Consider the following 26,733-nt stretch of genomic DNA (forward strand, 5'->3'; position numbering starts at 1 on the left):
TATAACCGATTGAGCATAAAATGTATATGATCATTTGGATATGAGGAGGGTGCTTTCACAGGAGCCGGAAAAGGTGGGAATCCTGGGAAGTTTGAATTAGCGTGTGGTGGTACTATTTTACTGGATGAAATAGGAGAAATGCCCTTAGACATGCAAGTGAAACTTTTGAGAGCTTTAGAGGAAGGTTTTATCACTAGACTTGGTGGTAAAAAACCCATACCTGTGGATGTTAGAATAATTGCATCAACAAATAGGGATTTAGAAGAAGATGTTGAAGAAGGAAAATTTAGAAAGGACTTGTATTATAGGTTAAATGTATTGCCCTTGTATATTCCTCCTTTAAGAGAAAGAAAAAGTGATATAAGAATATTATTAGATTATTTTATGGATAAAATTTCTAACGATTTAAATAAAAATAAAATTAATATCACAGAAGAAGATATATTAATGATGGAAAAATATGATTGGCCAGGTAATATAAGAGAGCTTCAAAATATAGTTGAATTAATAATTAATACAGAAAGTTTTCCAGTACACTATTTCATGAAGAGATTAAATCGCTGTAGTCACGAAAGTTATGAAGAAAATATGGATATGGAATCTGTGGAAAAAGAGCATCTAGTAAAAATAATAAGGAGATGCAATGGAAATATTACACATTCGGCTGATATTCTTGGGATAAAGAGAAATACATTATATAATAAGATAAAGAAGTACAATATCCATATATAGTGTTTGTAATCTTAAAAGTAAGGAATATACAAATAGAAATATCAAAATATTATAAATGACACTTTGTTCAATTTTCTAACAATAAATGGACGGATATTGTTAATAAAACGAACAAACATTTGTTCGCTTTATTGAAATCAGAAGCTTTAAAGCTTGGCATGGAAATTGCTATAAATATAGTAGTAGTAAACTAATATATTTAAGGAGGATAATTATGATTAAAAGAACATTATTCATCAATGGGGTTGAAACAAGAGCTGTTGTTGACCCTCAATCAAAATTATCAGAGTTTTTAAGAGCACAAATGCATTTAACAGGTACAAAAGTTGGTTGTAACAAAGGGGAATGTGGTGCATGTTCCGTAATTCTTAATGGTAAAGTTGTAAGATCATGTATTACTAGAATGAAAAATGTAAAAGAAGACGCAGAGATTATAACGATTGAAGGCGTCGGTTCTAGAGAAAACCTACATCCTTTACAATTAGCATGGATGGTTCATGGTGCAGCTCAATGTGGTTTCTGTACTCCTGGTTTTATCGTATCAGCAGTTGCTTTATTAGAAGAAAACATAAATCCAACTAGAGAAGAAGTTAGAGCTTGGTTCCAAAAACATAGAAATTTATGTAGATGTACTGGATACATACCAATAGTAGATGCTGTAATGGACGCAGCTAGATTGATGAGAGGCGAAATTAAGACAGAAGACATATGGTACAAACTTCCACAAGGCGCTCAAATGATGGGTACTGAATATATTAGACCATCAGCTTTAGCTAAAGTAACAGGAACATGGGATTATGGTGCGGATTTAGGACTTCAACTTCCTAAAGGAACATTACATGCTAAATTAGTGCAAGCAGAAGTATCTCACGCAAATATTCTTTCTATAGATACTTCAGAAGCAGAAAAGATGCCTGGTGTTTATAAAGTATTAACTTATAAAGATGTTCCAGGAACAAATAGAATAAATGGTTTGGCATTCCCTCAAAATAAAGGTGATGGAAAAGAAAGACCTATACTTTGCGATAAAAAAATATTCCAATATGGTGACCCTATAGCCATAGTATTGTCAACGGATCCTTCTATAGCAGAAGAAGCTTGTAAAAAAGTAAAAGTTGAACTTGAAATATTACCTGCATATATGAGTGCTCTTGAAGCAATGGCAGAAGATGCTATTGAAATTCACCCTGGAACACCAAATGTTTATTTTGAATGTGGAGTAATAAAGGGAGAAGAAACAGCACCAATATTTGAAAAAGCTAAATACACTGTAGAAGATGATTTCTATGTTGGAAGACAACCACATATGCCTCTTGAAAGTGATGTAGGATTTTCTTATATGGACGAAGATGGAAAATTAATCGTTCACTCTAAGAGTATTGCATTACATTTCCATCATCTAATGACTGCAGAAGGTATCGGCGTTGACCCTGAAAAATATGTTATCGTTGAAAACAATGCAGGCGGTACATTCGGTTATAAATTTAGTCCAACAATGGAAGGTCTTTTAGGAGTAGCAACCTTAGTAACAAAGCAACCTGTATACTTAGAGTTTACGCAAGATCAGACCTTTGCTTACACAGGAAAGAGATCTCCATTCTTCATGAATGTTAAATTTGCTGCAGATGAAGATGGTAAACTCCTAGCTATGGAAGGTGATTTCTCCGTAGACCATGGTCCATACTGTGAATTTGGAGACCTATTGACTTTAAGAGGAACAGAGTTTATGGGTGCAGGATATATGATTCCAGATATCAGAAATCAAGGTCGTACCGTAGCAACAAACCATGAATGGGGTTCTGCATTTAGAGGATATGGCTCACCTCAAAGTTTATTCTCAACAGAAGTATTAATAGATGAACTAGCAGAAAAAATGGGAGTTGACCCATTTGATTTAAGGTATAAAAATGTATACAGACCTGGGGATACAACACCACAAGGTTGCCCACCTGAAGTATATTGCTTAGTCGATGCAATGGATAAATTAAAACCTTATTATGCAGAAGCAAAAGCAAAAGCTGCAGAAAAGAATAAAGAAGGCGGAGAATTTAAATACGGTACAGGTGTTTCATTGTTAATTTATGGTGCAGGCTTAGGTGGAGTTGATACTTCTGAAGCTTGGGCAGAAATTACTCCTAGAGGAGTAAGTGTAGGTAACTCTTGGGAAGACCATGGTCAAGGAGCAGACATGGGTACGCTATACCACGCTTATGACGCATTAATGCCTTTAGGAATAACTCCTGAACAAATTCGTTTGGTTATGAACGATATGGAAAAAACACCTAATTCAGGTCCATCAGGTGGTAGCCGTTCTACAGTAACTACTGGTAATGCTACAAGAGTTGCTTGTGAAAACCTTGTAAATGCACTTAGAAAACCTGATGGTACATACATGACATATGATGAAGTTGTTGCAGCAGGCCTTCCAACAAAATATGAAGGTAAATGGGCTACACCTGGAACAGATCAAGATATTGTTACAGGCCAAGGGGAACCATTTGCAAACTATATGTACGGTGTTTTATTAGCTGAAGTTAAGGTTAATACAACGACTGGTAAAGCATCTGTAGAACAATTAACTATCGTATCTGATGTTGGTAAGATTGGTAATGTATTAGTTGTTGAAGGACAAATTTACGGTGGTTTAGCACAAGGTATTGGCCTTGCATTGACAGAAGATTACGAAGATATTCACTTCCATACATCATTTACCAAAGCAGGAATGCCTCAAATAAAAGATGTACCAGATAATATTAAAATCATTCATCAAGAAACAGAAAGACCTGATGGAGCAAGAGGAGCATCTGGAGTTGGCGAAATGCCTTTATCAGCACCACATGCTGCAATAGTAAATGCTATTTACGATGCTTGTGGCGTAAGAATAACAAAATTACCTGCATTGCCAGAAAAAATATTGGCAGGATTAAAAGGTTAAGAAACACACTTTTAATTTAGGATGAGTTTTGTTTGAAAGAACCGTCAAAATAAATAAATAAAGGGATGGGGGCGTTTTGTCCCCACACCTTATTTTGGAGGTAAATATGGATCTCGATAAGTTGTTAGAAACAGGTGATCGATGTATAAATGAAGCACCACCTGCATGTACTGCGTACTGTCCTCTTCATTTAGACGTAAAGTCATTTACTGAAGAAATTGAAAGTGGTAATTTTAATAAAGCGTATAAATTGATGGAGAAAAGGATACCATTTACAAGAATAATAGGCATGATATGTGACCACCCTTGTGAAGAACACTGTGTTAGAGATAAAAAAGGGGGGGGTATTTCAATTGGAGAGCTTGAAAGATCAGTAGTATCTCATGGATATACTAAGCCTAAAAAAGGATTTAAAATCCCTTCTATAAATAAAAAAGTTGCCGTAATAGGTAGTGGGCTACGAGGGCTCACAGCAAGCTACGACCTTCTTAAAAAAGGAATAACTGTTGATATTTATGAAGAGAACGATCGAATAGGCGGGAGAATATGGGACTTTCAAGGAGAATACATTACTTCTGAACTAATAAAGGAAGAATTTTTATTTTTAAATGAAAAAAACGTAAAGATTTTCTTAAATACTTCAGTAGATGAAAATAAGTTAAATGATCTAATGAGCCAATACGATGCTATATTTATTGCAGCTAAAAATTTAATGTCATCATATGAAATTGATATAAAAACTTTTCAAGTGGAAAACAGCAATGTATTTGTGGGAAAAATGGATGAAGCTTTACATAACTCTATCATTTTTTCTGTAAGTGTAGGAAGAAGATCTGCTATTTCCATAGAGCGATACATAAAAGGTACATCCATGACTGCATCAAGAGAAAACGAAGGAAGTTATAAGACTGTTTTAAATTATAAAATAGATGATGAAGAAGTAATAAAGCAAAAGAATAAAAGAGGCAATATTTTAACGAAAGAGGAAGCTATTGAGGAAGCAGCGAGATGTTTTAAATGTCAATGCAGAGATTGCATAAAAGAATGTGTTCATCTTAAGAAATTTGATATAGCTCCAAAATCGTATATAAGAAATATTAACCATAATGAAAGAATAATCAAAGGTTCTCATTATGCTAACAAAATGATATTATCCTGCACAGAATGTGGCCTTTGTGGTAAAATGTGCGATTATGACGTTGATATGAAAGAGGTTATAGTAGAAACAAGACAAAGCATGGTAGAAAGAGATGAAATGCCTCAATCGGCCCATGATTTTGCCCTAAAGGATATGAAATTTAGCAATAGTGAGAAGTTTTTTACATATAAAAAAGAATGGGGAAAAGAAAATAGTAAGTATGTATTTTATCCCGGTTGCCAGCTCCCAGCTTCAAACCCTGATTACATTGAAAACATATATAAGTATTTGACAGAGAGTATAGATGAGGGTGTAGGGCTTATGCTTGGCTGTTGTGGTGCACCTGCTGATTGGGCCGGTCAAACGGAATTAATGAAAGAAAATGTTTCGTTAATTAAAAATGCATGGACTGAAATGGGAAAACCAACATTTATATTAGCTTGCTCTAGTTGTATGAGCAATTTTGAAAAATATATGGATGAAATAGATTACGTATCTTTGTGGGAGGTTATAGATCAACATGAATTGCCTAAAAATACAAATTCTTCCCAAACCCTTAAGTTAAATATTCATGACCCTTGTACAGCTAGAGATCATTCAAGAATGCAAGAGAGCATAAGAAGGATTGTCTCTAAGTTAAATAATGAAATACACGAACTAAGGTATTCTAAAGAACTCACAAAATGCTGTGGCTATGGGGGATTAGTCTACTTTGCTAATAGGGACCAATCTAATGATTTTATCGATGATCGAATAATGGAAAGCAGTGAAGATTTACTCGTATATTGCACCATGTGTAAAGATTTGTTTACAAGCAAAGGAAAAAGAACGTTTCACATACTAGATTTATTGTTTAGCGATGATTTTGAAAAATCTGCTTTGCAAAAAATGCCTACTCTTTCAGAAAGGCAATATAATAGAATGTATGTTAAAAGGAAATTACTAAAAGACATCTGGGGTGAAGAAATAATGTATGATGAAGGTAAATACAATATTACTTTTACGGAACAAGCACAAGATAAAATGGAAGAAATGTACATAGTATTTAGTGATGTAAGAAAATCCGTTGAAAATTCCATAGAAAAAAGGGAAAGGTTTTACGATCCTTCCAATCAATCTTATTTAACGAGGTTACGAATAGAAAATGTAACGTATTGGGTTCAATATAAGACGAAGGAAGAAGATATTGTAGTAACTAACGTTTACAGTCATAGAATGGAAGTTGTGGAGGTAAATAGTAATGAAAGTTCTTGAAAATACAAATGTTCCATGGATATGCGATAAATGTAATGAAAAATTAGAGTTAGAAACAACCAGTATTGTTTATTTGGATGCTGATTTCCAAGTAGAACTATTAAAATGTCCTAAATGTGGTATGGTTCTTATAGAAGAAGATTTAGCTAGGGGTAAAATTTTAGAAGTAGAAAAGTCATTGGAGGATAAGTAGTTGTCCACACAAAATTTATACGAATGTCCTGTTATGCAAAGTACTCTTGGCGATACGTTAAGACCTGGAGGCTTTGAAATAACGAAAAGAGCCATAGAATATTGTGCATTCAAAGATAAGGACATGCTGTTGGATTTAGGTTGTGGCAAGGGAGCAACGATTAATTATTTAAAAGATAATTATAAGATCCCTGCTAAAGGATTGGATATATCACTTGAACTTGTAGAAGAAGCAAGGAGAAACACAGATTCAGAAATAGTAATTGCTTCTGGAGAGAATATTCCATTTGAAGAGGATTCTTTTAGCGGTGTATTTGCAGAATGCACGTTATCATTGATGGACAATTTGAGAAATTCAATAGATGAAGTGTATAGAGTATTAAACCCACGTGGGTATTTTGTGATCTCAGATTTATACATCAATAATACGGAGTACCTAGATGAATTACAAAGCTATTCCATGGGCACTTGCCTAAAAAGACCTCATGATATTGCAAAATTAAAAAGCATTTTGAAGAGCAAAGGATTTAATATACTTCTTGAAGAAAAATATGATAAATATATAAAACAAATCATTTTTAAAATAATATTTCGGTACGGTTCCATGGGGAACTTTTGGAAAGGATCTCAGGGTGGCTCTTTTGACGAGAATAGGTTTCAAAGTATTTTATCAAAATCAAAATTAGGATATTTTTTAATGATTGCTCGTAAGGAGGTTTACGATGTCTAATGAAACTGCTTTTAAAGTATTTAAATTATCCGCTATTGGATATTGCTGTACACAGATTATGCTTAAGATGGCTTTAGACGACGAAGATACTGTCAATGAAGATTTAATTAGAAGTGCAAATGGATTATGTAACGGAATAGCAGGTAGGCAAAAAACCTGTGGCATACTCATAGGTGGAATAATGATATTAGGTCTTTATGCAGGCAGAGGAAAAGATGAAGAATATTACAAAGAAAATTATGGTGATATGGTTCATGAATTCACAGATTGGTTTGAAGAAGAATTTGAAAGCATTGATTGTATAGACATTATTGGTGTAAATAAATTTGACGATGGAGAAAACAGTTATATGATAAAGTGTGGTAATATAATAGAAAAAAGCTATGAAAAAGTCATAGAGCTCTTAACAGAAAATGGATATGAATTTGGGATAAGGGAAAATGAATAAGTTCATTTTATAATAATACTTAAAAAGAGCAGTAGAGTAAGAGCTGAACTTTACTACAAAAGCATATCTATCATTTAGAGTACTTGTGCTTTACGCATATAAAAAGAATGCGCCTAAGCGCATTCTCCCTTGTAAAGGTATTTACATAGTTATAAGTTACATACATAGTATGTTAATAAGATATTTTAAACCTTTTTACGTGCTACATATTTTGTATGAAGAAGCTCGTGAGCTTTTTCACTGTATGGTTCTCCTAAGAACTCATCGTAGATTTGTTTAATCATTGGGTTTTCATGAGACTTTCTTAAAGTTTTGCTACGATCATCTTTGTAAAGTCCTTTTGCTCGTTTGTCAAGAAGAGTCATGTCACCGTGATGGAAAGGTTGACCAGCACCACCGATACAGCCTCCTGGACAAGCCATGATTTCAATCGCATGATAGTTTGCTTCTCCTGAACGGATTTTTTCTAATAGTTTTCGAGCATTTCCAAGGCCATGACTTACAGCGATATTAATTTCTAGACCATCGATATCTACTGTAGCTTCTTTAATACCTTTCATTCCTCTTAAATCTTCAAACTCTACATTTTCTAAAGACTTATTGGTAATCATTTCATATGCAGTACGAAGTGCTGCTTCGATAACGCCACCTGTTGTACCAAATATAACAGAAGCTCCAGTTGATTCTCCTAATGGATTGTCAAAGTCTTCTTCTTCTAGGTTAGCAAAATCGATACAAGCTTCTTTAATCATTAAGGCAAGTTCTCTAGTAGTGATTACGATATCTACATCATGTTCTGGTCCTTCACTTAATTCAGGTCTTGCAGCTTCGTATTTTTTAGCTACGCAAGGCATAACAGAAACGACAACCATATTCTCTGGTTTAACGCCCATCTTTTCTGCTAGATATGTTTTTGCAACAGCACCAAACATTTCATGAGGTGATTTACAAGTAGATGGTATATCTAACATATCGCTAAATTGATGTTCTAAGAATTTGATCCATCCTGGACAACAGCTTGTTAATAGAGGTAGCTTTCCACCATGTTGGATTCTATGTATTAATTCACTAGCCTCTTCCATGATTGTAAGGTCAGCAGCAAAATCCGTATCAAATACTTTATCAAATCCAAGTCTTCTTAAAGATGCTGCCATTTGACCAGTTACTAAAGTACCTGGCTCCATTCCAAATTCTTCTCCTAAGGCAACTCGAACAGCAGGAGCTGTTTGAACGATAACGACCTTATCGCTATTAATAGCATCCCATACTTTAGAGACATTGTTTACTTCTGTTAATGCACCTGTTGGGCATACAGCAAGACACTGTCCACAGAAAGTACAAGTTGTTTCATTCATTGGGGCATTAAAAGCTGCTCCCATAACGGTATCAAAACCTCTTCCAATATCTGTTAAAGCATGTACGGTTTGAACATTAGAGCACATTGTTTCACATCTCTTACAAAGGATGCATTTTGACATGTCTCTTACTATTGAATAAGTGCTATTATCTACAGGAACAGTTACCATTTCACCTTGGTATTTGATTTCTCTAACGCCTAAGTCAGCAGCGATTTGTTGAAGTTCGCAGTCTGTATTTTTAGGGCAGATAAGGCAATCATTAGGGTGATCAGAAAGAAGTAATTCTACAATGGTTCTTCTCGCTCTAATAGCACGAGGAGTATCTGTAGCAATCTTCATTCCTTCACTTACTGGAGTTCCACATGCAGGTAAAAGTTTTTTCCTTCCTACCTCCTCTACAACACATACTCTACAAGATGCATGTTGATTGAAAAACTGCATATCGTAAAGGCTCATATGGCATAATGTAGGAATTTTTATATTGAGTTTTTTAGCGGCATCTAATATAGTAGAATCCTTTGGTACACATACGTCTTTTCCGTTAATTGTTAAATTAATCAAGATTTCCTACTCCTTTCTAATGGCATCTTTTGGACAAGATTCTAGGCATGCTCCACACTTGATGCATTGGCTATCATCGATAGTATGTAGCTCTTTCTTTTCTCCAGAAATACAAGAAACTGGGCATACTTTTGCACATTTTGTACATCCTATACAATCTTCTGTAATAGTAAAGTGTATTAGGGATCTACAGCTTCCTGCAGGACATTTTTTGTCTCTGACATGAGCAACGTACTCGTCATAGTAATATTTTAATGTAGAAAGAACAGGATTTGGTGCTGTCTGTCCCAAGCCACAAAGAGAAGTCTCTGCAATTACTTCTGCAAGTTCCCTTAAATCTTCTATTTCATGAAATTCTGCTGTACCTTCTGTAATTCGAGTAAGCATTTCTAACATACGCTTGTTACCAACTCGACAAGGAGTACATTTTCCACAAGACTCATCAACAGTAAACTCTAAGAAGAATCTTGCAATATCGACCATACATGTATCTTCATCCATAACAACCATACCACCAGAACCTACAATAGACCCAATTTTAGCAAGAGACTCAAAATCTACTGGAGTGTCCATTAAGTCTACTGGAATACATCCACCGGATGGTCCACCTGTTTGTACTGCTTTTAATTTCTTACCGTTTGCTACGCCACCGCCAATATCATAAACGATTTCTTTTAATGGCATACCCATTGGTACTTCAACGAGTCCAGCATTTTCTACTTTTCCTACAAGAGCAAATACCTTCGTACCAGTTGATTTTTCTGTACCGATTCCTTTAAACCACTCTATTCCATTTTGGAAGATAACAGGTACACATGCTAGTGTTTCAACATTGTTTAGAATAGTAGGTTTTAGCCATAAACCTTTGTGAGAAGTTCTTGGTGGTTTCTTTCTTGGCATTCCTCGATTGCCTTCGATAGACTCCATAAGAGCTGTACCTTCACCACAAACAAAGGCTCCTGATCCTAATCTTAAATCGATATCAAAATCAAAACCTGATCCTAATATGTTTTTACCTAATAATCCATATTCTCTAGCTTGTTCGATAGCTTTACGTAATACTTTTATTGCTAATGGATACTCTGCTCGAACGTAGATATACCCTTGGTTTGCACCAATCGCGTAGCTACCAATAGCCATCCCTTCTAAAACAGAATGAGGATCTTTTTCAAGAATGTGACGATCCATAAAAGCACCTGGATCTCCCTCATCGGCATTACATAGGAAGTATTTTTGATCGGAATCTATTCCGTAAGCTTCATTCCACTTTCTTCCTGCAGGGAATCCCGCTCCCCCTCTTCCTCGAAGATTGGATTCTGTTACGAAATCGATTACTTCTTTTCGAGTTTTTTCAAATAAAACTTGTTCTAATGCACTATAACCACCAAGTGCTATATAATCATCAATATTCGCAGGATCAATTAAACCACAATTTTTTAATGCAACTCTTTTTTGGTTTTTATAGTAATCTCCTGTTAAAACAAGGTGACCGTTTTTGACTTCTGCTATGCCATCTGCTAATAATTTAGCTTCTAGCTCTGGTTTGTGAGACTCTCGAATACGATTTAGTTCTTCCCTAGTTATCAACGCACTCTACCTCCAAACTGTATTTCTGAATGATATCTTTTACATCTGCTTTCTTAACCTTTGCATAAACATCTTCATCCACTACTACTACTGGTGCGATACTACAATCTCCAACACATCTACAATCTGTAATAGAGAATTGTAGATCTGGGGTCGTTTCACCACCTTTTATTCCTAAGATATTTTCAAATTCTTCTAAAATACCTTGAGCACCTTTTACATAACATGCAGTACCTAGACAAATGCTGATGTTGTGCTTGCCCTTTGGAATAAAGGTAAATTGAGAGTAATAAGTGGCAACGCCAAATACTTTTGATGCAGGCACATCTAATCCACGAGCAATTATTTCCATAACTTCTTGAGGTAGATACCCAAATTTAACTTGAGCTTCTTGCAATGCCGGAATTAAAGCTCCAGGCATGTCTTTGTGGTCTGAAAGAAATCCCTTAAACTCTAGAATTTTTTCTTTGTTCTTCTCAAGATCAAAGGTAAATTCCATACATACTTCCCCCTTTGTTTTTTCAAATTAACCTAAATAAATCTATGGCATAATAAATATGTGCATTTAGTATACAATACACATAGATTTATAGAGATTAAAGCGTTAATTAATTATTACCATATGCCTCCATAATGATATTATAGAAACTAACTATAATCAAGAATAAATTTATAATAAGAATAATCTTTACTATATCTAAATACAATAAATGTAAACTCTGGGATGTATTAAAAGAACATAGATTATATTTTTATGTAAACTCAAGGTTTTGGATATAAGGTGAAGAATATTGGATTTATGATATTATATAGGTAGGATTATGATATTTGGTGGAGTATTTCTTGAACTTATCGCCATTACTGTATTAACTAGATTGGTTGATGTAAAAGTATAGAGTGCGGTGAAGATATGGAGACAATACTATATATTATTGCTTTAATGACTACTATTGTAATTGTATTATTAATCAATGAGATGTTTTGTGTTGACAAAAAGGCAGTAAAAGATAGACTTGAAATATTTATAGATGTAGAATCTTTACCAGAAGATGAATGAGCTATGAGAAAATCTTTTTTTTAATGAATAATGAAGCCTTTTTATAAAATTTCTCATCGATGTAGCTTTTATTGATAAAGGTGGTCAGGTATGTTATATAATACATTCTATGGAAAAGAATAAAGTGAGCCCATAGTGCCTAAGACATCTTGTGTGTTAGAAGTCCCTTCAGGTACTTTTAAACGCTGTGATTTAGAAATAGGGAATATAGTGGAATTTATTTGATTTTAACTAAAGTTTATTTTAGGTAGGGATTTATGCTTTTGAACCCGAGCTACTGCCAGTCATCCTGAGTACAAGCGAAAAATCTTTGATCTAGTGAAGATTAGCTCTAAATACTGATGGCTAGTGGTTGATTACTAAAGCGCTAAAGGTGCTTTCCCGATAGTGATATGAAAGGATGAACAAGGTGAAAAAAGACTTATTAATACTAATGGATGAGACCATAAAGAGGGAGGCTTCTGATTTACATATAACCGTTGGTGTTCCACCTATGATAAGGGTAAATGGAAAATTAGAGTATTTATCTGATGATGTATATTCTGTTGAAGATACTCAAAACATGGTGATGTCCATAATGAATGAAGAGCAATTTAATACTTTAAAGGAGAAAGGTCAAATTGATTATTCTTATTCTAATACAGGAAAAGGACGATTTCGAATCAATGCTTACAAACAAAGGGGAAGCTATTCTATAGCTTGCAGGCTAGTAAATTTCCAAATCCCTTCTTTAGAGGAACTTCATTTGCCAGGAGTAACACGAGAATTTACTAAGTTTGGCAAGGGCTTGGTTTTAGTGACAGGTTCATCAGGTAGTGGAAAAACGACTACTATTGCCTCTCTGGTAGATATCATAAACCACGAGAGAAATAGCCATATTATTACATTAGAAGACCCTATAGAGTATCTTCATAGACATGATAAAAGCATGGTCAATCAGAGGGAAATAGGAAACGATACTACTGATTACCCTTCAGGGCTTCTGGCAGCTCTTAGGCAGGACCCAGATATTATTGTCATAGGAGAAATCCATGATGTTGAAACTTTGTCTTTAGCTCTTAAAGCTGCAGAAACGGGTCATCTAGTGATTTCAAGTATGCATATTGTAGGAGCTGTCAAGACCATTGAGCGAATTATTGATATTTTTCCACCTCATCAGCAACAACAAGCTAGGGTACAGTTATCGACCGTATTAAGAGGAATCATATCCCAACAATTAATTCCTAGCCAAGATCAAAATGGACGTATTCCTGCAGTAGAAATCCTCTTAAGTAATACCGCTATTCGAAATTTAATACGAGAAAATAAAATGGATCAAATTAATGGAGCTATCCAGATGAATGGAAAACTAGGGATGACCACAATGGACGCTTATTTGATTGATTTACTAAATAGAGGAAAAATATCAAAGGAAAATACCCTGTTTTATAGTATGGATCAAGAGAATATGAAGAATAAATTTATATGGTAGATTTCAACAATAGTCGAGCAATTGTTGAACGATTGTTGAACGATTGTTGAACAATGGTTAAACAGTTGTTTATTCTGTATTAGGAAAGTCCTACTTTTAACCTTAACTTCTAGCTCAGTCATCCTGAGCGTAAGCGAAGGATCTTGACCCAAAAGGAATACCCAAATGCTAGTGGCTAAAGACTAATGACTAGCGACTAAAGTGCCAAAGGCACTTTCTTGCTATTCAACTAAAAAGGAGCTGTGCAGTTGCATAACTCCTTTTGTGTAAGTGAAAGCGTTTTTTCGCACTAAGTTTATTTTCAGAGATCCTTCGTCGCAAGCTTCTCAGGATGACCGATGTAGCACCTTAGATGCTTTACATAGAACTTACAACGTAGAACTTAGAACTAATGTGCCGAAGGCACATTACTGTGCATCCTTCTTGGTCCTATGAATCGTACCATGAGGATGATGGGGTGGGGCGTATATGGAATATAGCTTAATGGGCACATTTCCTGTATTGATTAAATTATGCCATTTACCTGCTGGGACGAAGATAGCGTAATCTTCATATACATAAGCTTGAAAATCTAAATTATCTGGTGTGTCTCCCATTCTTACAATTCCTTGACCTTGTTCAATTCTAAAAAATTGGTCGGTGTCTTCATGGAGCTCTAAGCCGATATCTTCACCTACTCCTATGCTCATAAGAGTAGCTTGAAAATGTTCTCCTGTCCATAGAGCGAGTCGGAAATTATCATTTTGCTCGGTGATTTCTTCTATATTTACTACATAAGGCTCTGGACCATAATCTCTTAGTCTATATCTACTATTATTGGGGTCGCTATGTGAAGGAAATTGGTTTGGGTTTTGTGGGTAATAGCTTTGGTAGTATACTGGTGCAGTATAATATGGGTACTGATAGGGGTATTGATTTATATAATATGAATTATTTAGACCATAATACCAAAAATACCAAAAATCGTAGGGAAGTTTTGTACAACAATGCATAGTATCCATCCTTTCTTAGTTTATTATAGTGTATGTTTACATGCTTACAATTGTGACTTGAGGATATTTTCTTTAAAACTATATTTTACTTATTAAGACCTAAATTCCAAAAGTTTGTATTGATAAAATAATAGTCAGATCCTTAAGCTGACGTTAAATCATTGACTAGCTTTGTTATAAATAAAACCCATTGGAAAGATAAAATGCAATAAAGGATCTAATAAAAATGTATAAGTTTTGTATTTTACTAAAAAATTAAAACAAGTTATGGAAATTAACACGATATTATGTTAGAATTTATAAAGACTTATAATCTCAATTATTGATATATTTTTGTATTCGGTTTCAAGAATGTAATAAAATTATCAATAGTTTTATTAAACTTCATTAAGGGGGGAAGAGGAATTGGTAGACTATACCAAGTTTAAGTTAAAGAGCAAAGAAGAGTTAGCGCCATTGTTAGAGAATAAGGATAGCTTATTTGTTATTGCTTGTAACAAATGCTTCAAAGAATTCGAAATTGGCGATGAGCCCGATTGCAGCAGTTTTGAGCAAATGGCCGATGAACAAGGTAAAACTCTTCTTGGCAGTGGAAAAGTTGATTTTCTGTGTAACGTGACAACTACATCTAAAGCGCTTCAATCTCTAGTACCAGAGGAAGCAGAAAATGTATTTGTCATTTCCTGTGGTTTGGGTATTCAAATGGTTGCAGATCTACTCGAAAAGCCTGTTTACGCAGCAAGTGATTCCATAGCTTATAGGGGTCACCATGGAATGGCGTTAACAGATATTCGTTGTGATGCATGTGGTCAATGTTATTTAAACCTAACAGGTGGTATTTGTCCAATTATCGATTGTTCAAAGAGTTTAATTAATGGACAATGTGGTGGGGCTAAAAATGGTAAATGTGAAGTAGATAAAGACATGGATTGTGGATGGCAAAAAATCTACGATAGAATGAAAGGTCAAAATCGAATTAGCGAATTACTAGATCAACCAATTGAAGTTCGAGACTACTCAAAAGTAAATTATAAGTTTATTGATGAGTACGTTAAGAAAGCTCGTGAGGAGCGCTTTGAAGGTTACTATGGAGGGATTCATCCTACAGAACATAAAGAGTTTAGTGAACACCTATCTCTAGTGAATTTCCCAGATCCATTAAATGTAGTGATTCCATTATCTCAACATGCAGGTGCACCTGCAAATCCAATTGTAGAAGTTGGACAGCAAGTTAAAGTCGGTCAAAAGATTGGCGAAGCAAATGGATTTATCAGTAGTCCAATACACTCTAGTGTTAGTGGTACTGTAGTAGCAATCGAACCTCGATTACATGCTACTTGTGGTTTTGATGTAAATTCTGTTGTAATTCAATCTGATGGAAAGAATACTTTAGACGAATCCGTCAAACCAGCTGGTGATTTAGACAGCCTTACGCCTGATGAAATTGTTGAAATCATTCGCGAAAAAGGAATCGTTGGTATGGGTGGTGCGGGATTCCCGACTGCTGTTAAAGCTAAAGCGCCAAAACCTATCGATGTAATATTGGTAAATGGCTGTGAATGTGAACCAATGCTTACAGCAGACCACCGAGTAATGTTAGAATTTGCAGATGATTTGATCTTTGGTTTACAAGCACTTCTTAAAGCTGCTAATGCACCAAAAGGTATTATTGCAATTGAAGACAATAAACCGGATGCCATTGAATTATTACAAGCTAAAACTGCAGATTTACCAAATATCGAAATCGTTGTTGCAAAGACAAAATATCCACAAGGTGCAGAAAAAATGCTCATAAAACGAGTATTAAAAAAAGAAGTGCCTCGTGGAGGATTACCTGCTGATGTAGGTGCAATAGTAAGTAATATCAGTACTGTTAAGGCAATCTCTGATGCAATTCAAAAAGGTATGCCACTAGTTGAGAGAGTTGTAACTGTAACTGGAGATAGAATCAATAAGCCTGGAAACTACATAGTAAAAATCGGAACCTCTGTAAAAGAGCTTATCGAGCACTGTGGTGGCATAAAAGGTGACGACGTTCTGATTAAAATGGGTGGACCAATGATGGGCTTTAAACTAGATAATCTAAATGTGCCAGTAATGAAAGGTACGAATGGAATCATCGCCATTGAAGACATCATAACAGAAGAAAATGATTGTATTAAATGCGGTCGATGTTCAGACGTATGTCCAATGGAACTTCAACCACTATACTATCCAAAATACGAAAAAGCAGAAGACTGGGTAGCCATGAAGGAAAAGAATATAATGGATTGTATGGAATGCAGATGTTGCCAAAGTATTTGTTCATCTAAGATTATGATCGTAGATGCAATAAAAGCTGGAAAAAAAGCCATAAGGGAGGGTAAATAATATGTTAATTACCCAACTAAAATCAAAAGATGCGATAGCATCCTTAGCACAAGGAAAAACTTTTGTTATAAACTGTCATGGATGTAAAGAAGTTTATTTTCCTGAACACCAAGCTGACGAATTACAAAAAGAATTAGCAGCTGAAAAAGATATTACTGAAATCATGACAAGAGACTATATATGCAACCCAGATCATTTGCAATTGCAACTTGAAAAATATATGGATAAAGTCAAAGATGCAGACACAGTCCTCGTATGTTCTTGTGGTGTAGGCGTGCAAACTGTGGCAAAATACTTAGAAGAAAAAAGAGTATTTTCAGGTTGCGATACTTATCCTTTACCAGGATTTCAAGGAGTCACTCCTCAGGCGCTTGATTGTGCTCAATGTGGGGAATGTTATCTGAATTATACTGGAGGAGTTTGCCCTATTACCGCATGCTCAAAGAGCTTAGTAAATGGCCAATGTGGCGGCTCCAAAAACGGTAAATGCGAAGTCGACAAAGATATGGAATGTGGATGGGAACGCATTTATAGAAAACTTGAGAAGTTAAATAAACTAGATACATTAAAGCATCCAACAAAAGTACGAGATTACAAAAAGCCTTTTGATTTTTCAACTAAAGATGGAGAATAAACACAAAATTGGCTATTCTATTTGCTTTTGTTTCTAGCTAAGATTATTTATGATAAGGGGCGATTTAAAAAATGAGACTTACTGAGTTATTTGAACGTGGCGAGTTTGTAGTTACTGCAGAAGTTGGTCCTCCAAAGGGGATTAATATAGACCATTTAATCGAAGAGGTAAATACGTATTTAAAAGGTAGAGTAACAGCAGTTAATGTTACAGATAATCAATCATCTGTAATGAGACTAGGTTCTTTGGCAACATGTAAAGCATTCAAAGATGAAGGTATACCACCAATATTCCAAGTTACTTGTAGAGACCGAAATCGTATTGCTTTACAATCAGATATCTTAAGTGCAGCAATGCTAGGTATTGATAATTTACTACTTTTAACAGGTGACCATACAACACTTGGAGATCATCCACAATCAAAACCCGTTTTTGATTTAGATTCTGTATCTTTAATTCATGCAGTAAAACAACTTGAATCAGGTGTAGATATTGCTGGAAATGAGCTTGTTGGTGAACCTCCTAAATTTGCTAAAGGAGCTGTTGTTTCACCTTGTAGTGATTCTGTTGATGTTCAACTGGCAAAAATGGAAGCAAAAGTTAAAGCGGGTGCAGATTACTTCCAAACACAAGCAGTTTACGAACCTGAAAAATTCATTGAGTTTATGGAAAAAGCGAAACAATTTGGCGTACCAGTTATGCTAGGTGTAGTTATTCCTAAGAGCGTAGGAATGGTAAAATTCATGAACGCAAATGTAGCTGGTATACACGTTCCAGATCATTTGATTGAAGAACTTAAAAAAGATAAAGAAAAGACAAAAGCTGGTATTACTGGCGTAGAAATCACTGCACGTATTATTAAAGAATGTAAAGATTATTGCGATGGTTTACATATCATGGCATTAGGTTGGGAATCTAAAGTTCCAGATATTCTTACATTAGCTGGACTTTAATAAAATTTTATATAATATAAAATTTTAGAAAAATTACTCTCTGCTGAGAATATGTCGGTATCTAGCAGAGGGTAGTTTTTATTTTTTGATAAAATAATTTATAGAACGATTTTATTTGTGAACCTTTGACAATTTTCAACAAAAAAAAATGATAAAATAGTTACTGGACATAAAGCTTAAGGGGGAATGTATATGCGTGTAGACATTAAAAAAACTTTTTTACAAAATCATAGAATGATTGTAATACTTCTTGGATTACTATACCTTAGTACAATTGATTTTGAACTCTTTCACTATGCAGTCCAAACTATGGGAATCGTTATAGGCGTTATGATTGTTACTATATTTCATCATTCAAAACAGTGCAATCTACATAATAATCAGTTTGGAATATTAGGTATTGGATACATTTCTATTATTTTATTTATTTTCTTACATATGATTACAAAGAACAATATGCCCTTTTTTGATATGAATTCTGATAATCTCTCTCTACAATTTTATTCAGTCGCTAAATATATGAATGTCATTACATTGTTATTATTCGTGATGAACTATCCTAAAAAACTGAATATGAAGGTGGTATGTGTTATTTGTTTTTCCATTTCTATTTTATTGTTTCTGTCTATATTGCGCTGGTCAAACTACCTAGTTGTTTATACTGAGGCTTTTGGTCCGACAAGTTTTAAAAAAGCTAGTATTTTTTTTACTAGTGTTGGTTTGATTTGTACAGTAATAATTTTAGTAAAAAAGAAAGATCAATTTCATCCAAATACTTTTACGTACTTACTCTACTGTTTGATATTTGTTTTTTTCACAAATATAACTTTTACCTTATTCAAAGAAACTGGAGAAGATATGACTGTAATTAGTGACTTCTTTCAAACGGTTTCTTTTTATTGTATTTATAAAGCTATCGTACAAGTGAATATGACCATACCTCTTAAAATACTTCAAGAAAGCAGGGAAAAATATGAGAATCTCGTACAGTTATTGCCAGAAGCAATATTTGTACATTCCAAGGGTAAAATCGTTCTAGCAAATCCTGTTGGATTGAGTATATTAGGTTTGACGAGCCAAGAGGAGTTGGAAGAAAATTCTCTGTGGGACTATATAGAGGTAAAAGAAGAATCCATAATTGGAAGTGCAGATTACAAGAATCAAGAAGCAGACTTAATACAAAAGGACGGGACAAAACTAGATATACTAATTACGACCACTTCCTACGATGTAGATAGCACCTTGATCATCCTGCAAGATGTATCAGAATATAAAAAGACAGAGCGTATGAAATTAGAATTAGAAATCCAGCAAGAAAAACTAAAAACCACTTTAGAATACGAAGAACTAAAGACAAGTTTTTATATAAATATGTCTCATGAATTTAAAACGCCCATAAATATTATATTAGGTGTCATACAGTTGTTGCAGTCAGAAAATCCACCAGAAAAATGGGACAAGTATTTAAGTATTGCAAAGCAAAATAGCTATCGTCTGTGGCGACTTATAGATAATCTTATGGATATTTCAAAAATCAATGCCAAAGCTTATGAAGTCGTAATAGCTGAAAACAATATTGTCCAAATAGTAGAAGATATGGTATTGTCTGTGGCAGAATATATGAATCGTAACAATAGTGGCAATCACATATCTATTACATTTGATACAGATGTAGAAGAAAAAATCATACCCTTTGATCCTGATCTTATCGAAAGGATATTATTAAATTTACTTTCAAATGCAATAAAATTCTCAAAGGAAAATGGAAATGTACTGGTAAACATTCAAGATGGGCAAGAATACATTACCATAATTGTAGAAGATGATGGAATAGGTATTCCAGAAGATCAAATACCATTTATATTTAGGTGCTTTGCTAAAGTAGATGACTCCTTAACAAGAAGATGTGAAGGCAGTGGCATAGGTTTGTCTATCGTATACGCTTTTGTAAAGATGCAAGGAGGCAAGATAGAAGTACATAGCAAAGCGAATTGTGGCAGCAAGTTTATCATACAATTGCCGGTAGGGAAACAAGAGAAAAGTGGCAATGAAGTAAAAGTATTGCCTATTCGCTCAGAGTTGATTTCCATAGAGTTTTCGGATATTTATTCATAGCGTCTAATTTTTAGGTTTTGAGAAAACGTTTACTCTTTAATAAAAAAATTGTTAGGACGGCTATTTTGATTCATTGATCTAATTTGAAATGATTTTACTACAAAAAAAATTGTCTCCTACATTACAATATTAATGCGTTAAGGGAGCTTTCTAACTTTATAATGTAGAGGGCACTTAGTTAATTAATATACAAACATAAACCTTACAGGAGACCATAAGGCTTTTCTTTCAAGATAATGATCTGAAAGAAAAACCCTTTAATTTTAAAATTTTAATAAGAACATAAAAGAAAGCTACATATAATGCTATAAAACCCGAAATTTATATTTATAAAAATTTGTCGCTAAAAACATAGAAGTGTTGATTAATCTAAAAAGATGTTATATACTATATCCATAAACAAAAAAATACAATATGATGGAAGTGGGTATAGAAGGATAGTTTTATTACTTATTGAAAAGTATAACTATAATTTCATAAGTGATAATTTTAACAAAAACCCTGAGTCTTCATAGGATTAGACCTTACTCATACTTAAATTTAAGCTCCTAAAGCTTACTTTAATTCTCGTTATAAAGTGTGAAACTCGCACTATACATAGTAAAAATGATCAGGATTTAATATTAATAAATAACAGTGAAAATTAGATTGAATAAGAATACATATATTATTCAATGCTAGAAAAGGAGAAGACCATGAGTAGAAATAAAAGACATCCTCTGGAAAATCTCGCTTTACTGAGCCAGGTTGGATTATCGATGTTTATACCTATTATTGGATGCTTTTTCTTAGGCAAGTACTTAGATACGGTGTTTTCAACAGGAAATATACTTTTACTGATTTTCACGATTTTAGGTGTATTAACGGCTTTTCGAAATTTATTTGTAATAGGAATGAAATCTGGCGCAAACCGAAAGGATGATACCTATAAAAGAATTAGAAAATAGAACTATCATAAAAAGATCTGTAATTATAGGAGTTTGTCTAGGGATTATTTCTTTTTTTTTAATGGATAATGGAGCTACTTTTGTTAGAGGAATTGCTTTTAGTCTGATTTATAGTCTACTAAGTTTTCGATTATTAGAATTAACCCTTAGAAAGTCTGTTAAGATGCATCCTGAAGCAGCTAAAAAATATGTATTTTCCCAATATAGCATAAGGTACCTTTTAACTGGAGTGGTTGTTTACATATCTCTGACCAATCCAAAAATCAATATAGTAGGAACAATAATTGGATTATTCATATTAAAAATAGTTATAGTTTTATCCAGTATTGTTTCAAAAAAGAAAGAAGCTAATGAAGTTAATAATGTAGAAGGAGGTGATATATTTGGCAGAAGGTCCTAAGATTTATGCTGAAATACTTGGCATTCAGATTACTACGTCTACCATAAATATGTGGATGGTTATGGCTGTAATTATTATATTATGCGTAGTATCTACTCGAAATTTGAAGACAGTACCAGGAAAAATGCAAACCATTTCAGAGTTAATTGTCACTACCATGAATAATATGGTGGAATCTACTATGGGAAAAAAGAATATGAGTTTTGCTCCTTATATGCTTACTCTTATAGTATACCTAGCTTTTGCAAATACCGTAGGGCTGATTGGTATGAGACCACCTACTGCAGATTTGAACATGACACTAGCACTATCCATACTAACCTTTATTTTGACACAGTTTTTTGCTATTAAGTCAAAGGGAATAGGTACTTATTTAAAGGGCTACATAGAGCCGTTTCCTTTTCTTCTCCCTATGAATATTATGGGAGAATTAGCAAATCCCATATCTTTAGGTTTCCGTCTATTTGGTAATTTGCTTGGTGGAACCATTATTATGGGGTTGCTCTATACAGGATTAACGAATTTAATGAAAGTCCCCTTAGTTATTCCGATTTTAGCCCATGCGTACTTTGACATCTTCTCAGGATTATTGCAGAGTTTTATCTTTGTTATGCTATCCATGGTATTTATTGCTATGGCCATGGACTAAATGAGTTGATTTAAATCTAATTAAATAATATTAAATTTAAGGAGGAACAAAAATGATAACAGGAATAGAAATAATTAAAGCGTGTTCAGCAATAGGTGCAGGATTAGCTATGATCGCAGGTTTAGGACCTGGTATTGGTCAAGGTTTTGCAGCAGGAAAAGGTGCAGAAGCAGTAGGTCGTCAACCAGATGCAGCAGGAGAAATTACAAGAACTATGCTATTAGGTCAAGCGGTTGCAGAGACAACAGGGATTTATTCTTTAGTTATTGCATTAATTCTAATATTTGCAAATCCATTTATTTAAAAATTAGATCTTTTGCATCAGTTCTGCTGCTGTCTAGGACCAAAGGGACGACGAGAGCAGCCTAGAAGTGAGCATGTCAGGCACGTCCAAGAGAACGAGCAGGAGTGAAGTTCGATTGGATATGGGCTACGGCTTACTGGAAAGGAGGTTCATCTTGGAAAACGCAAGTTTAGTTACCGCTAGTGTGAAAAATATCATATTTAACATGGCTAACTTTCTTATATTTTTCTTCATAATAAAGCATTTTTTCTATGAAAAAATAAATGGCTTTATTCAGAAGCGATCTGATGATGTGTCTTTAGAACTAAAGAATGCACAAGCATTAAAAGCAGAAGCAGAAGGATATAAGGCAGAATACTCTGCTAAATTAGCCAAAGCTGAAGAGCGCTCAAAGGAAATCATTGAAGAAGCGATCAATACAGCGAAAGATAGAAAAAGCGAAATCATTGAAGAAGCAAATAAAGAAGCAATGAAAATTCAAGAGCGTGCAAAAGCTGAAATCAATTTAGAAAAGAAAAAAGCTTTAGAAGAGGTCAGAGGAAATATTGTTGACTTAACCATGTATGCTACAGAAAAAGTTATAAAAGAAAGCTTACACAAAGCAAAACACGAACAATTAATCTTGGATTCTATCAAAAAAGTTGGTGAAGTCAAGTGAGTTTAGGGAGCAGAAGATACGCTACGGCACTTCTAGAAATCGCTAAAGAAAACAATATATTAGATGAAATGTACCAAGAACTTGAAATGGTAGTCGAAGAGTTGACAAAGGAAAAGAAAATGTGGCAACTTATGACGAGTGCTCAAGTTCAAAAGGAAGAGAAAGAGGAAATTCTTCAAAAGGTATTTGATAAAAGGATCCATAATTTCTTATATAATTTTCTAATGGTTTTACTTAAAAAGAATCGATTCTTTGAATTAGAACTTATATTTTTAGCCTTTAAAGAAAGTTATTTAAGTGAAAAAAACATCTTGGAAGCCTCTGTTCTTTCGGCTATTAAACTTACAGACGAGCATATGCAAAAAGTTCAAGAACAGCTTGAAAAGAGGACGAGAAAAAAGGTAATAATTAAAAATATTATTGAAGAATCTATCCTTGGTGGTTTGGTCATCTATATAGGGGAACAAGTTATTGACGGAAGTGTACGTAATCAGTTGAATGTATTACGAAGCAATTTGCAGAATATTGGATTAGAAGAAACAGAGGTGATTAAGTGAATCTTAGGGCTGCAGAAATCAGTAAAATTATAAAAGAGCAAATACTGCAATACGAGCAAAAGCTAGAAGTAAGAGATATTGGTACTGTTCTTCAGGTAGGAGATGGAATTGCCCGAGTACATGGCATAGACAACGCCATGGCTGGTGAGCTGCTTGAGTTTCCTAATGAGGTTTATGGCATGGCCCTAAACTTAGAAGAAGATAATATTGGTTGCGTTCTTTTAGGGGATGATAGCAGTATTGTTGAGGGAGATATCGTAAAGAGCACGGGTAAAATTGTAGAGGTACCAGTAGGAGAGGAACTTATCGGACGTGTTGTCAATTCATTGGGACAAGCCATCGATGGAAAGGGCACGATACATACCAATAAGTCACGACCTATTGAAGTAAAAGCTTCTGGCGTTATTGAGAGAGAATCCGTCTCGCAACCACTGCAAACGGGATATAAAGCTATCGACTCTATGATTCCTATTGGAAGAGGTCAAAGGGAATTAATTATCGGTGATAGACAGACAGGAAAGAGTGCTATCGCTATTGATACAATTATCAATCAAAAGGAAGAAGATGTTATTTGTATCTACGTAGCTATTGGTCAAAAAGCTTCTACAGTAGCTCAAGTTGTAGGAAAGCTTGAAGAACACGGCGCAATGGATTATAGCATCGTAGTGGCAGCAACTGCTAGTGAATTATCTCCACTTCAATACATTGCACCTTATAGTGGAGTAACGATTGCTGAATATTTTATGGAAAAGGGAAAAGACGTACTTATTGTCTACGATGATTTATCAAAACATGCAGTAGCTTATCGTACAATGTCTTTATTATTAAAACGATCACCAGGAAGGGAAGCCTATCCAGGGGATGTATTCTATCTGCATTCTAGATTATTAGAACGTGCGGCAAAACTTAAGGATGGCGGATCTATTACGGCTCTTCCTATTATAGAAACACAAGCAGGAGATATTTCGGCGTATATTCCTACGAATGTTATTTCCATTACAGATGGTCAAATATTCTTAGAATCTGAACTCTTCTTTGCAGGAGTCAGACCCGCGGTTAATCCAGGGATTTCTGTATCTCGAGTAGGTGGCGCGGCTCAGATAAAAGCAATGAAAAAATTAACAGGGCCTCTAAGAATTGAATACGCCCAGTATAAGGAATTAGCAGCTTTTGCTCAATTTGGATCCGACTTAGATGAAGGTACCAAAGCTCAACTAGAAAAAGGGGAACGTATCGTAGAACTCTTAAAGCAAGATCAATACTCTCCTATGAAGGTTGAGCATCAAGCTATCGTAATTTATGCTGTTACGAATGATTATACTAAGGACATTCCTTTAGACCAATTCAAGGAATTTGAAAGACAGCTTATTAGTTATGCAGATAGACAATACCGTGAACTCCTTCAAAGTATTAAAGAGGGTCAAGGTCTTACAGATGAGATGAGCTCACAGATAGGTGAGATGATCCAGAAATTTAAACAAGGCTTTAAAGGGATCTAAGGGAAAGAGGTGAAAATCTATGGCTGATAATATGAGGGCGATTAAGAGGAGAATTAAGGGCGTAAATAGTACAAAGCAAATCACACATGCAATGGAATTGGTTGCATCGTCCAAACTCCGAAAGGCCAGAGAAAAAGCTGAAGCCAGAAGGGCATATTTTGATGAGATGATTCAAACGGTTAAAGAATTAGCTTCTCAACAAGTAGGAAAACCAACAAGCCCTTATTTAATGAAAGGTCAAGGCAAGAAATCTCTAGTCATTGTCATTACAGCAAATAGAGGTTTAGCAGGTGGATATAACAATAATGTAATTAAATTAGCCCTTTCCCATAGAGAAAACAAAGATGATATGAGTTTTATGGTTGTAGGGAGAAAAGGTATAGAATTTTTCAAAAATAGGGATTACCATGTTGCATCTACCTTTCATGTAAATACAGAAGAACCTTCCTACCAAGAGGCTAGGCAGATCGGTGATAAGGTTATTTCTCTATTTGAATCAGGAGAATTCGATCAAGTATATATTGCCTATACAAAATTTATATCTACTATTAGTCAAAAACCTCAATGTGTACGGATATTGCCTTTAGATAAGGACAGTCTGGAAACAGGAGAAAATGAAAAAAGTAAGAGTATTTCAGCCACAATGCAATATGAACCTAGCGAAGAAAGTGTACTTGAATATATCATTCCCAAATATATTATGAATACCATTTATGGAGCAATGATAGAGGGAGCCGCAAGCGAACAAGGAGCAAGAAGAGTTGCAATGGAAGCGGCTACAGACAATGCGGAAGAAATGATTGAAGAGTTAACCTTGAGTTATAATAGAGCAAGGCAAGCGCAAATTACACAAGAAATCGCTGAAATCGTTGCAGGGGCAAATTCTGCAAAATAAAATTTGAACACAAGTAAACAAGAGATTGGAGGCAAAAGAGTGGCTAAAAACATTGGATATATTACACAAGTCATCGGCCCAGTCATTGACGTAAAATTTGAATTTCAAAATTTACCCAAGCTATACAATGCCATAAAAATAGATAATCATGGAAAAAGCCTCATCGTTGAAGTAGCGCAGCACTTAGGAGACGATGTAGTAAGATGTATTGCCATGGATTCTACAGATGGGTTAAGAAGAGGAGACGCAGCCGAAGACACAGGTTCACCTATTACGATACCTGTTGGTGATACTACA

Annotated in this window: 24 protein-coding genes and 2 pseudogenes; 22 read left to right on the forward strand and 4 right to left on the reverse strand. The window is 34.6% G+C overall.

Annotated elements, in window-relative coordinates; translation table 11 throughout:
- Positions 1-45 precede the first annotated feature (45 nt).
- From Q7P22_RS15025 to Q7P22_RS12440, 7 genes and pseudogenes are all read left to right on the forward strand, one after another.
- Positions 46-330: pseudogene (locus Q7P22_RS15025) on the forward strand (sigma 54-interacting transcriptional regulator); the annotation flags it as partial.
- 264 nt (positions 331-594) lie between these two features.
- Complete coding sequence (locus Q7P22_RS15030) at positions 595-732, forward strand: helix-turn-helix domain-containing protein (RefSeq protein WP_369695538.1); 138 nt, start codon at positions 595-597, stop codon at positions 730-732.
- A 214-nt stretch (positions 733-946) separates the two neighbouring features.
- Positions 947-3,667 (forward strand): molybdopterin-dependent aldehyde oxidoreductase, encoded by a 2,721-nt coding sequence (locus Q7P22_RS12420; protein WP_303864607.1) that lies wholly within the window; start codon positions 947-949, stop codon positions 3,665-3,667.
- A gap of 106 nt (positions 3,668-3,773) precedes the next feature.
- Positions 3,774-6,059: a pyridine nucleotide-disulfide oxidoreductase/dicluster-binding protein gene (locus Q7P22_RS12425; RefSeq protein WP_303864609.1), complete on the forward strand. Its 2,286-nt coding sequence runs from the start codon at positions 3,774-3,776 to the stop codon at positions 6,057-6,059.
- On the forward strand, positions 6,046-6,252 hold the full coding sequence (locus Q7P22_RS12430) for a DVU_1557 family redox protein (protein WP_303864611.1): 207 nt from the start codon (positions 6,046-6,048) through the stop codon (positions 6,250-6,252). The genes Q7P22_RS12425 and Q7P22_RS12430 overlap by 14 nt, the downstream gene beginning before the upstream one ends.
- Positions 6,253-6,981, forward strand: a complete 729-nt coding sequence (trsM, locus tag Q7P22_RS12435; RefSeq protein WP_303864613.1) for a DVU_1556 family methyltransferase — start codon at positions 6,253-6,255, stop codon at positions 6,979-6,981. It begins immediately after the preceding gene.
- Positions 6,974-7,429 carry a DVU_1555 family C-GCAxxG-C-C protein gene (locus tag Q7P22_RS12440; RefSeq protein WP_303864615.1) on the forward strand — a complete coding sequence of 152 codons (456 nt, stop codon included), beginning with the start codon at positions 6,974-6,976 and terminating at the stop codon, positions 7,427-7,429. The genes trsM and Q7P22_RS12440 overlap by 8 nt, the downstream gene beginning before the upstream one ends.
- Before the next feature lie 185 nt (positions 7,430-7,614).
- On the opposite strand, the gene Q7P22_RS12445 is transcribed toward Q7P22_RS12440, so the two are convergent.
- The 3 genes from Q7P22_RS12445 to Q7P22_RS12455 are packed head-to-tail and all read right to left on the reverse strand — an operon-like array spanning position 7,615 to position 11,434.
- A complete protein-coding gene (locus Q7P22_RS12445; RefSeq protein WP_303864647.1) occupies positions 7,615-9,351 on the reverse strand; it encodes an NADH-dependent [FeFe] hydrogenase, group A6 in 1,737 nt (578 codons plus the stop codon).
- Between the two features lie 3 nt (positions 9,352-9,354).
- Positions 9,355-10,935: an NADH-ubiquinone oxidoreductase-F iron-sulfur binding region domain-containing protein gene (locus Q7P22_RS12450; protein WP_303864617.1), complete on the reverse strand. Its 1,581-nt coding sequence runs from the start codon at positions 10,933-10,935 to the stop codon at positions 9,355-9,357.
- Positions 10,925-11,434, reverse strand: a complete 510-nt coding sequence (locus tag Q7P22_RS12455; RefSeq protein ID WP_303864619.1) for an NAD(P)H-dependent oxidoreductase subunit E — start codon at positions 11,432-11,434, stop codon at positions 10,925-10,927. The genes Q7P22_RS12450 and Q7P22_RS12455 overlap by 11 nt, the downstream gene beginning before the upstream one ends.
- Before the next feature lie 411 nt (positions 11,435-11,845).
- Between Q7P22_RS12455 and Q7P22_RS12460 the strand changes: the two genes are divergently transcribed.
- Both Q7P22_RS12460 and Q7P22_RS12465 read left to right on the forward strand, forming a co-directional pair.
- A complete protein-coding gene (locus tag Q7P22_RS12460) occupies positions 11,846-11,992 on the forward strand; it encodes a hypothetical protein (RefSeq protein WP_303864621.1) in 147 nt (48 codons plus the stop codon).
- A gap of 400 nt (positions 11,993-12,392) precedes the next feature.
- Complete coding sequence (locus Q7P22_RS12465; RefSeq protein WP_303864623.1) at positions 12,393-13,463, forward strand: type IV pilus twitching motility protein PilT; 1,071 nt, start codon at positions 12,393-12,395, stop codon at positions 13,461-13,463.
- Positions 13,464-13,870: 407 nt separating this feature from the next.
- On the opposite strand, the gene Q7P22_RS12470 is transcribed toward Q7P22_RS12465, so the two are convergent.
- Positions 13,871-14,455, reverse strand: coding sequence for a cupin domain-containing protein (locus Q7P22_RS12470; protein ID WP_303864626.1), 585 nt, complete (start codon positions 14,453-14,455; stop codon positions 13,871-13,873).
- Positions 14,456-14,860: 405 nt separating this feature from the next.
- On the opposite strand from Q7P22_RS12470, the gene rsxC reads away from it, so the two are divergent.
- The 13 genes and pseudogenes from rsxC to Q7P22_RS12535 form a co-directional block, all read left to right on the forward strand.
- The gene (rsxC, locus tag Q7P22_RS12475; RefSeq protein WP_303864628.1) at positions 14,861-16,825 is read left to right on the forward strand and encodes an electron transport complex subunit RsxC; all 1,965 of its coding nucleotides are present in this window, start codon (positions 14,861-14,863) and stop codon (positions 16,823-16,825) included.
- 1 nt (position 16,826) lies between these two features.
- Positions 16,827-17,459 (forward strand): methylenetetrahydrofolate reductase C-terminal domain-containing protein, encoded by a 633-nt coding sequence (locus Q7P22_RS12480; RefSeq protein ID WP_303864629.1) that lies wholly within the window; start codon positions 16,827-16,829, stop codon positions 17,457-17,459.
- 71 nt (positions 17,460-17,530) lie between these two features.
- Positions 17,531-18,412 (forward strand): methylenetetrahydrofolate reductase, encoded by an 882-nt coding sequence (locus tag Q7P22_RS12485; protein WP_303864630.1) that lies wholly within the window; start codon positions 17,531-17,533, stop codon positions 18,410-18,412.
- Positions 18,413-18,604: 192 nt separating this feature from the next.
- Positions 18,605-20,527 carry an MASE3 domain-containing protein gene (locus tag Q7P22_RS12490; protein ID WP_303864631.1) on the forward strand — a complete coding sequence of 641 codons (1,923 nt, stop codon included), beginning with the start codon at positions 18,605-18,607 and terminating at the stop codon, positions 20,525-20,527.
- Positions 20,528-21,222: 695 nt separating this feature from the next.
- Positions 21,223-21,474, forward strand: a complete 252-nt coding sequence (locus Q7P22_RS12495; RefSeq protein ID WP_303864632.1) for an AtpZ/AtpI family protein — start codon at positions 21,223-21,225, stop codon at positions 21,472-21,474.
- A complete protein-coding gene (locus Q7P22_RS12500) occupies positions 21,446-21,874 on the forward strand; it encodes an ATP synthase subunit I (protein WP_303864634.1) in 429 nt (142 codons plus the stop codon). The genes Q7P22_RS12495 and Q7P22_RS12500 overlap by 29 nt, the downstream gene beginning before the upstream one ends.
- Entirely contained in the window at positions 21,858-22,523 is a 666-nt protein-coding gene (gene atpB / locus Q7P22_RS12505) for a F0F1 ATP synthase subunit A (protein WP_369695537.1), read from the forward strand. The genes Q7P22_RS12500 and atpB overlap by 17 nt, the downstream gene beginning before the upstream one ends.
- Before the next feature lie 52 nt (positions 22,524-22,575).
- Positions 22,576-22,827 (forward strand): ATP synthase F0 subunit C, encoded by a 252-nt coding sequence (gene atpE / locus Q7P22_RS12510; protein ID WP_303864638.1) that lies wholly within the window; start codon positions 22,576-22,578, stop codon positions 22,825-22,827.
- Between the two features lie 184 nt (positions 22,828-23,011).
- Positions 23,012-23,485 (forward strand): F0F1 ATP synthase subunit B, encoded by a 474-nt coding sequence (gene atpF, locus Q7P22_RS12515; protein ID WP_303864640.1) that lies wholly within the window; start codon positions 23,012-23,014, stop codon positions 23,483-23,485.
- Positions 23,482-24,042 (forward strand): ATP synthase F1 subunit delta, encoded by a 561-nt coding sequence (atpH, locus tag Q7P22_RS12520; RefSeq protein WP_303864641.1) that lies wholly within the window; start codon positions 23,482-23,484, stop codon positions 24,040-24,042. The genes atpF and atpH overlap by 4 nt, the downstream gene beginning before the upstream one ends.
- The gene (gene atpA, locus Q7P22_RS12525; protein WP_303864643.1) at positions 24,039-25,541 is read left to right on the forward strand and encodes a F0F1 ATP synthase subunit alpha; all 1,503 of its coding nucleotides are present in this window, start codon (positions 24,039-24,041) and stop codon (positions 25,539-25,541) included. Before atpH ends, atpA begins: the two co-directional genes overlap by 4 nt.
- A 19-nt stretch (positions 25,542-25,560) precedes the next feature.
- The gene (atpG, locus tag Q7P22_RS12530) at positions 25,561-26,436 is read left to right on the forward strand and encodes an ATP synthase F1 subunit gamma (RefSeq protein WP_303864645.1); all 876 of its coding nucleotides are present in this window, start codon (positions 25,561-25,563) and stop codon (positions 26,434-26,436) included.
- Between the two features lie 39 nt (positions 26,437-26,475).
- Positions 26,476-26,733: pseudogene (locus Q7P22_RS12535) on the forward strand (F0F1 ATP synthase subunit beta); the annotation flags it as partial.

It is taken from the genome of Alkalibaculum bacchi, assembly GCF_937875145.1.
GTDB classification, from domain to species: domain Bacteria; phylum Bacillota; class Clostridia; order Eubacteriales; family Alkalibacteraceae; genus Alkalibaculum; species Alkalibaculum bacchi_A.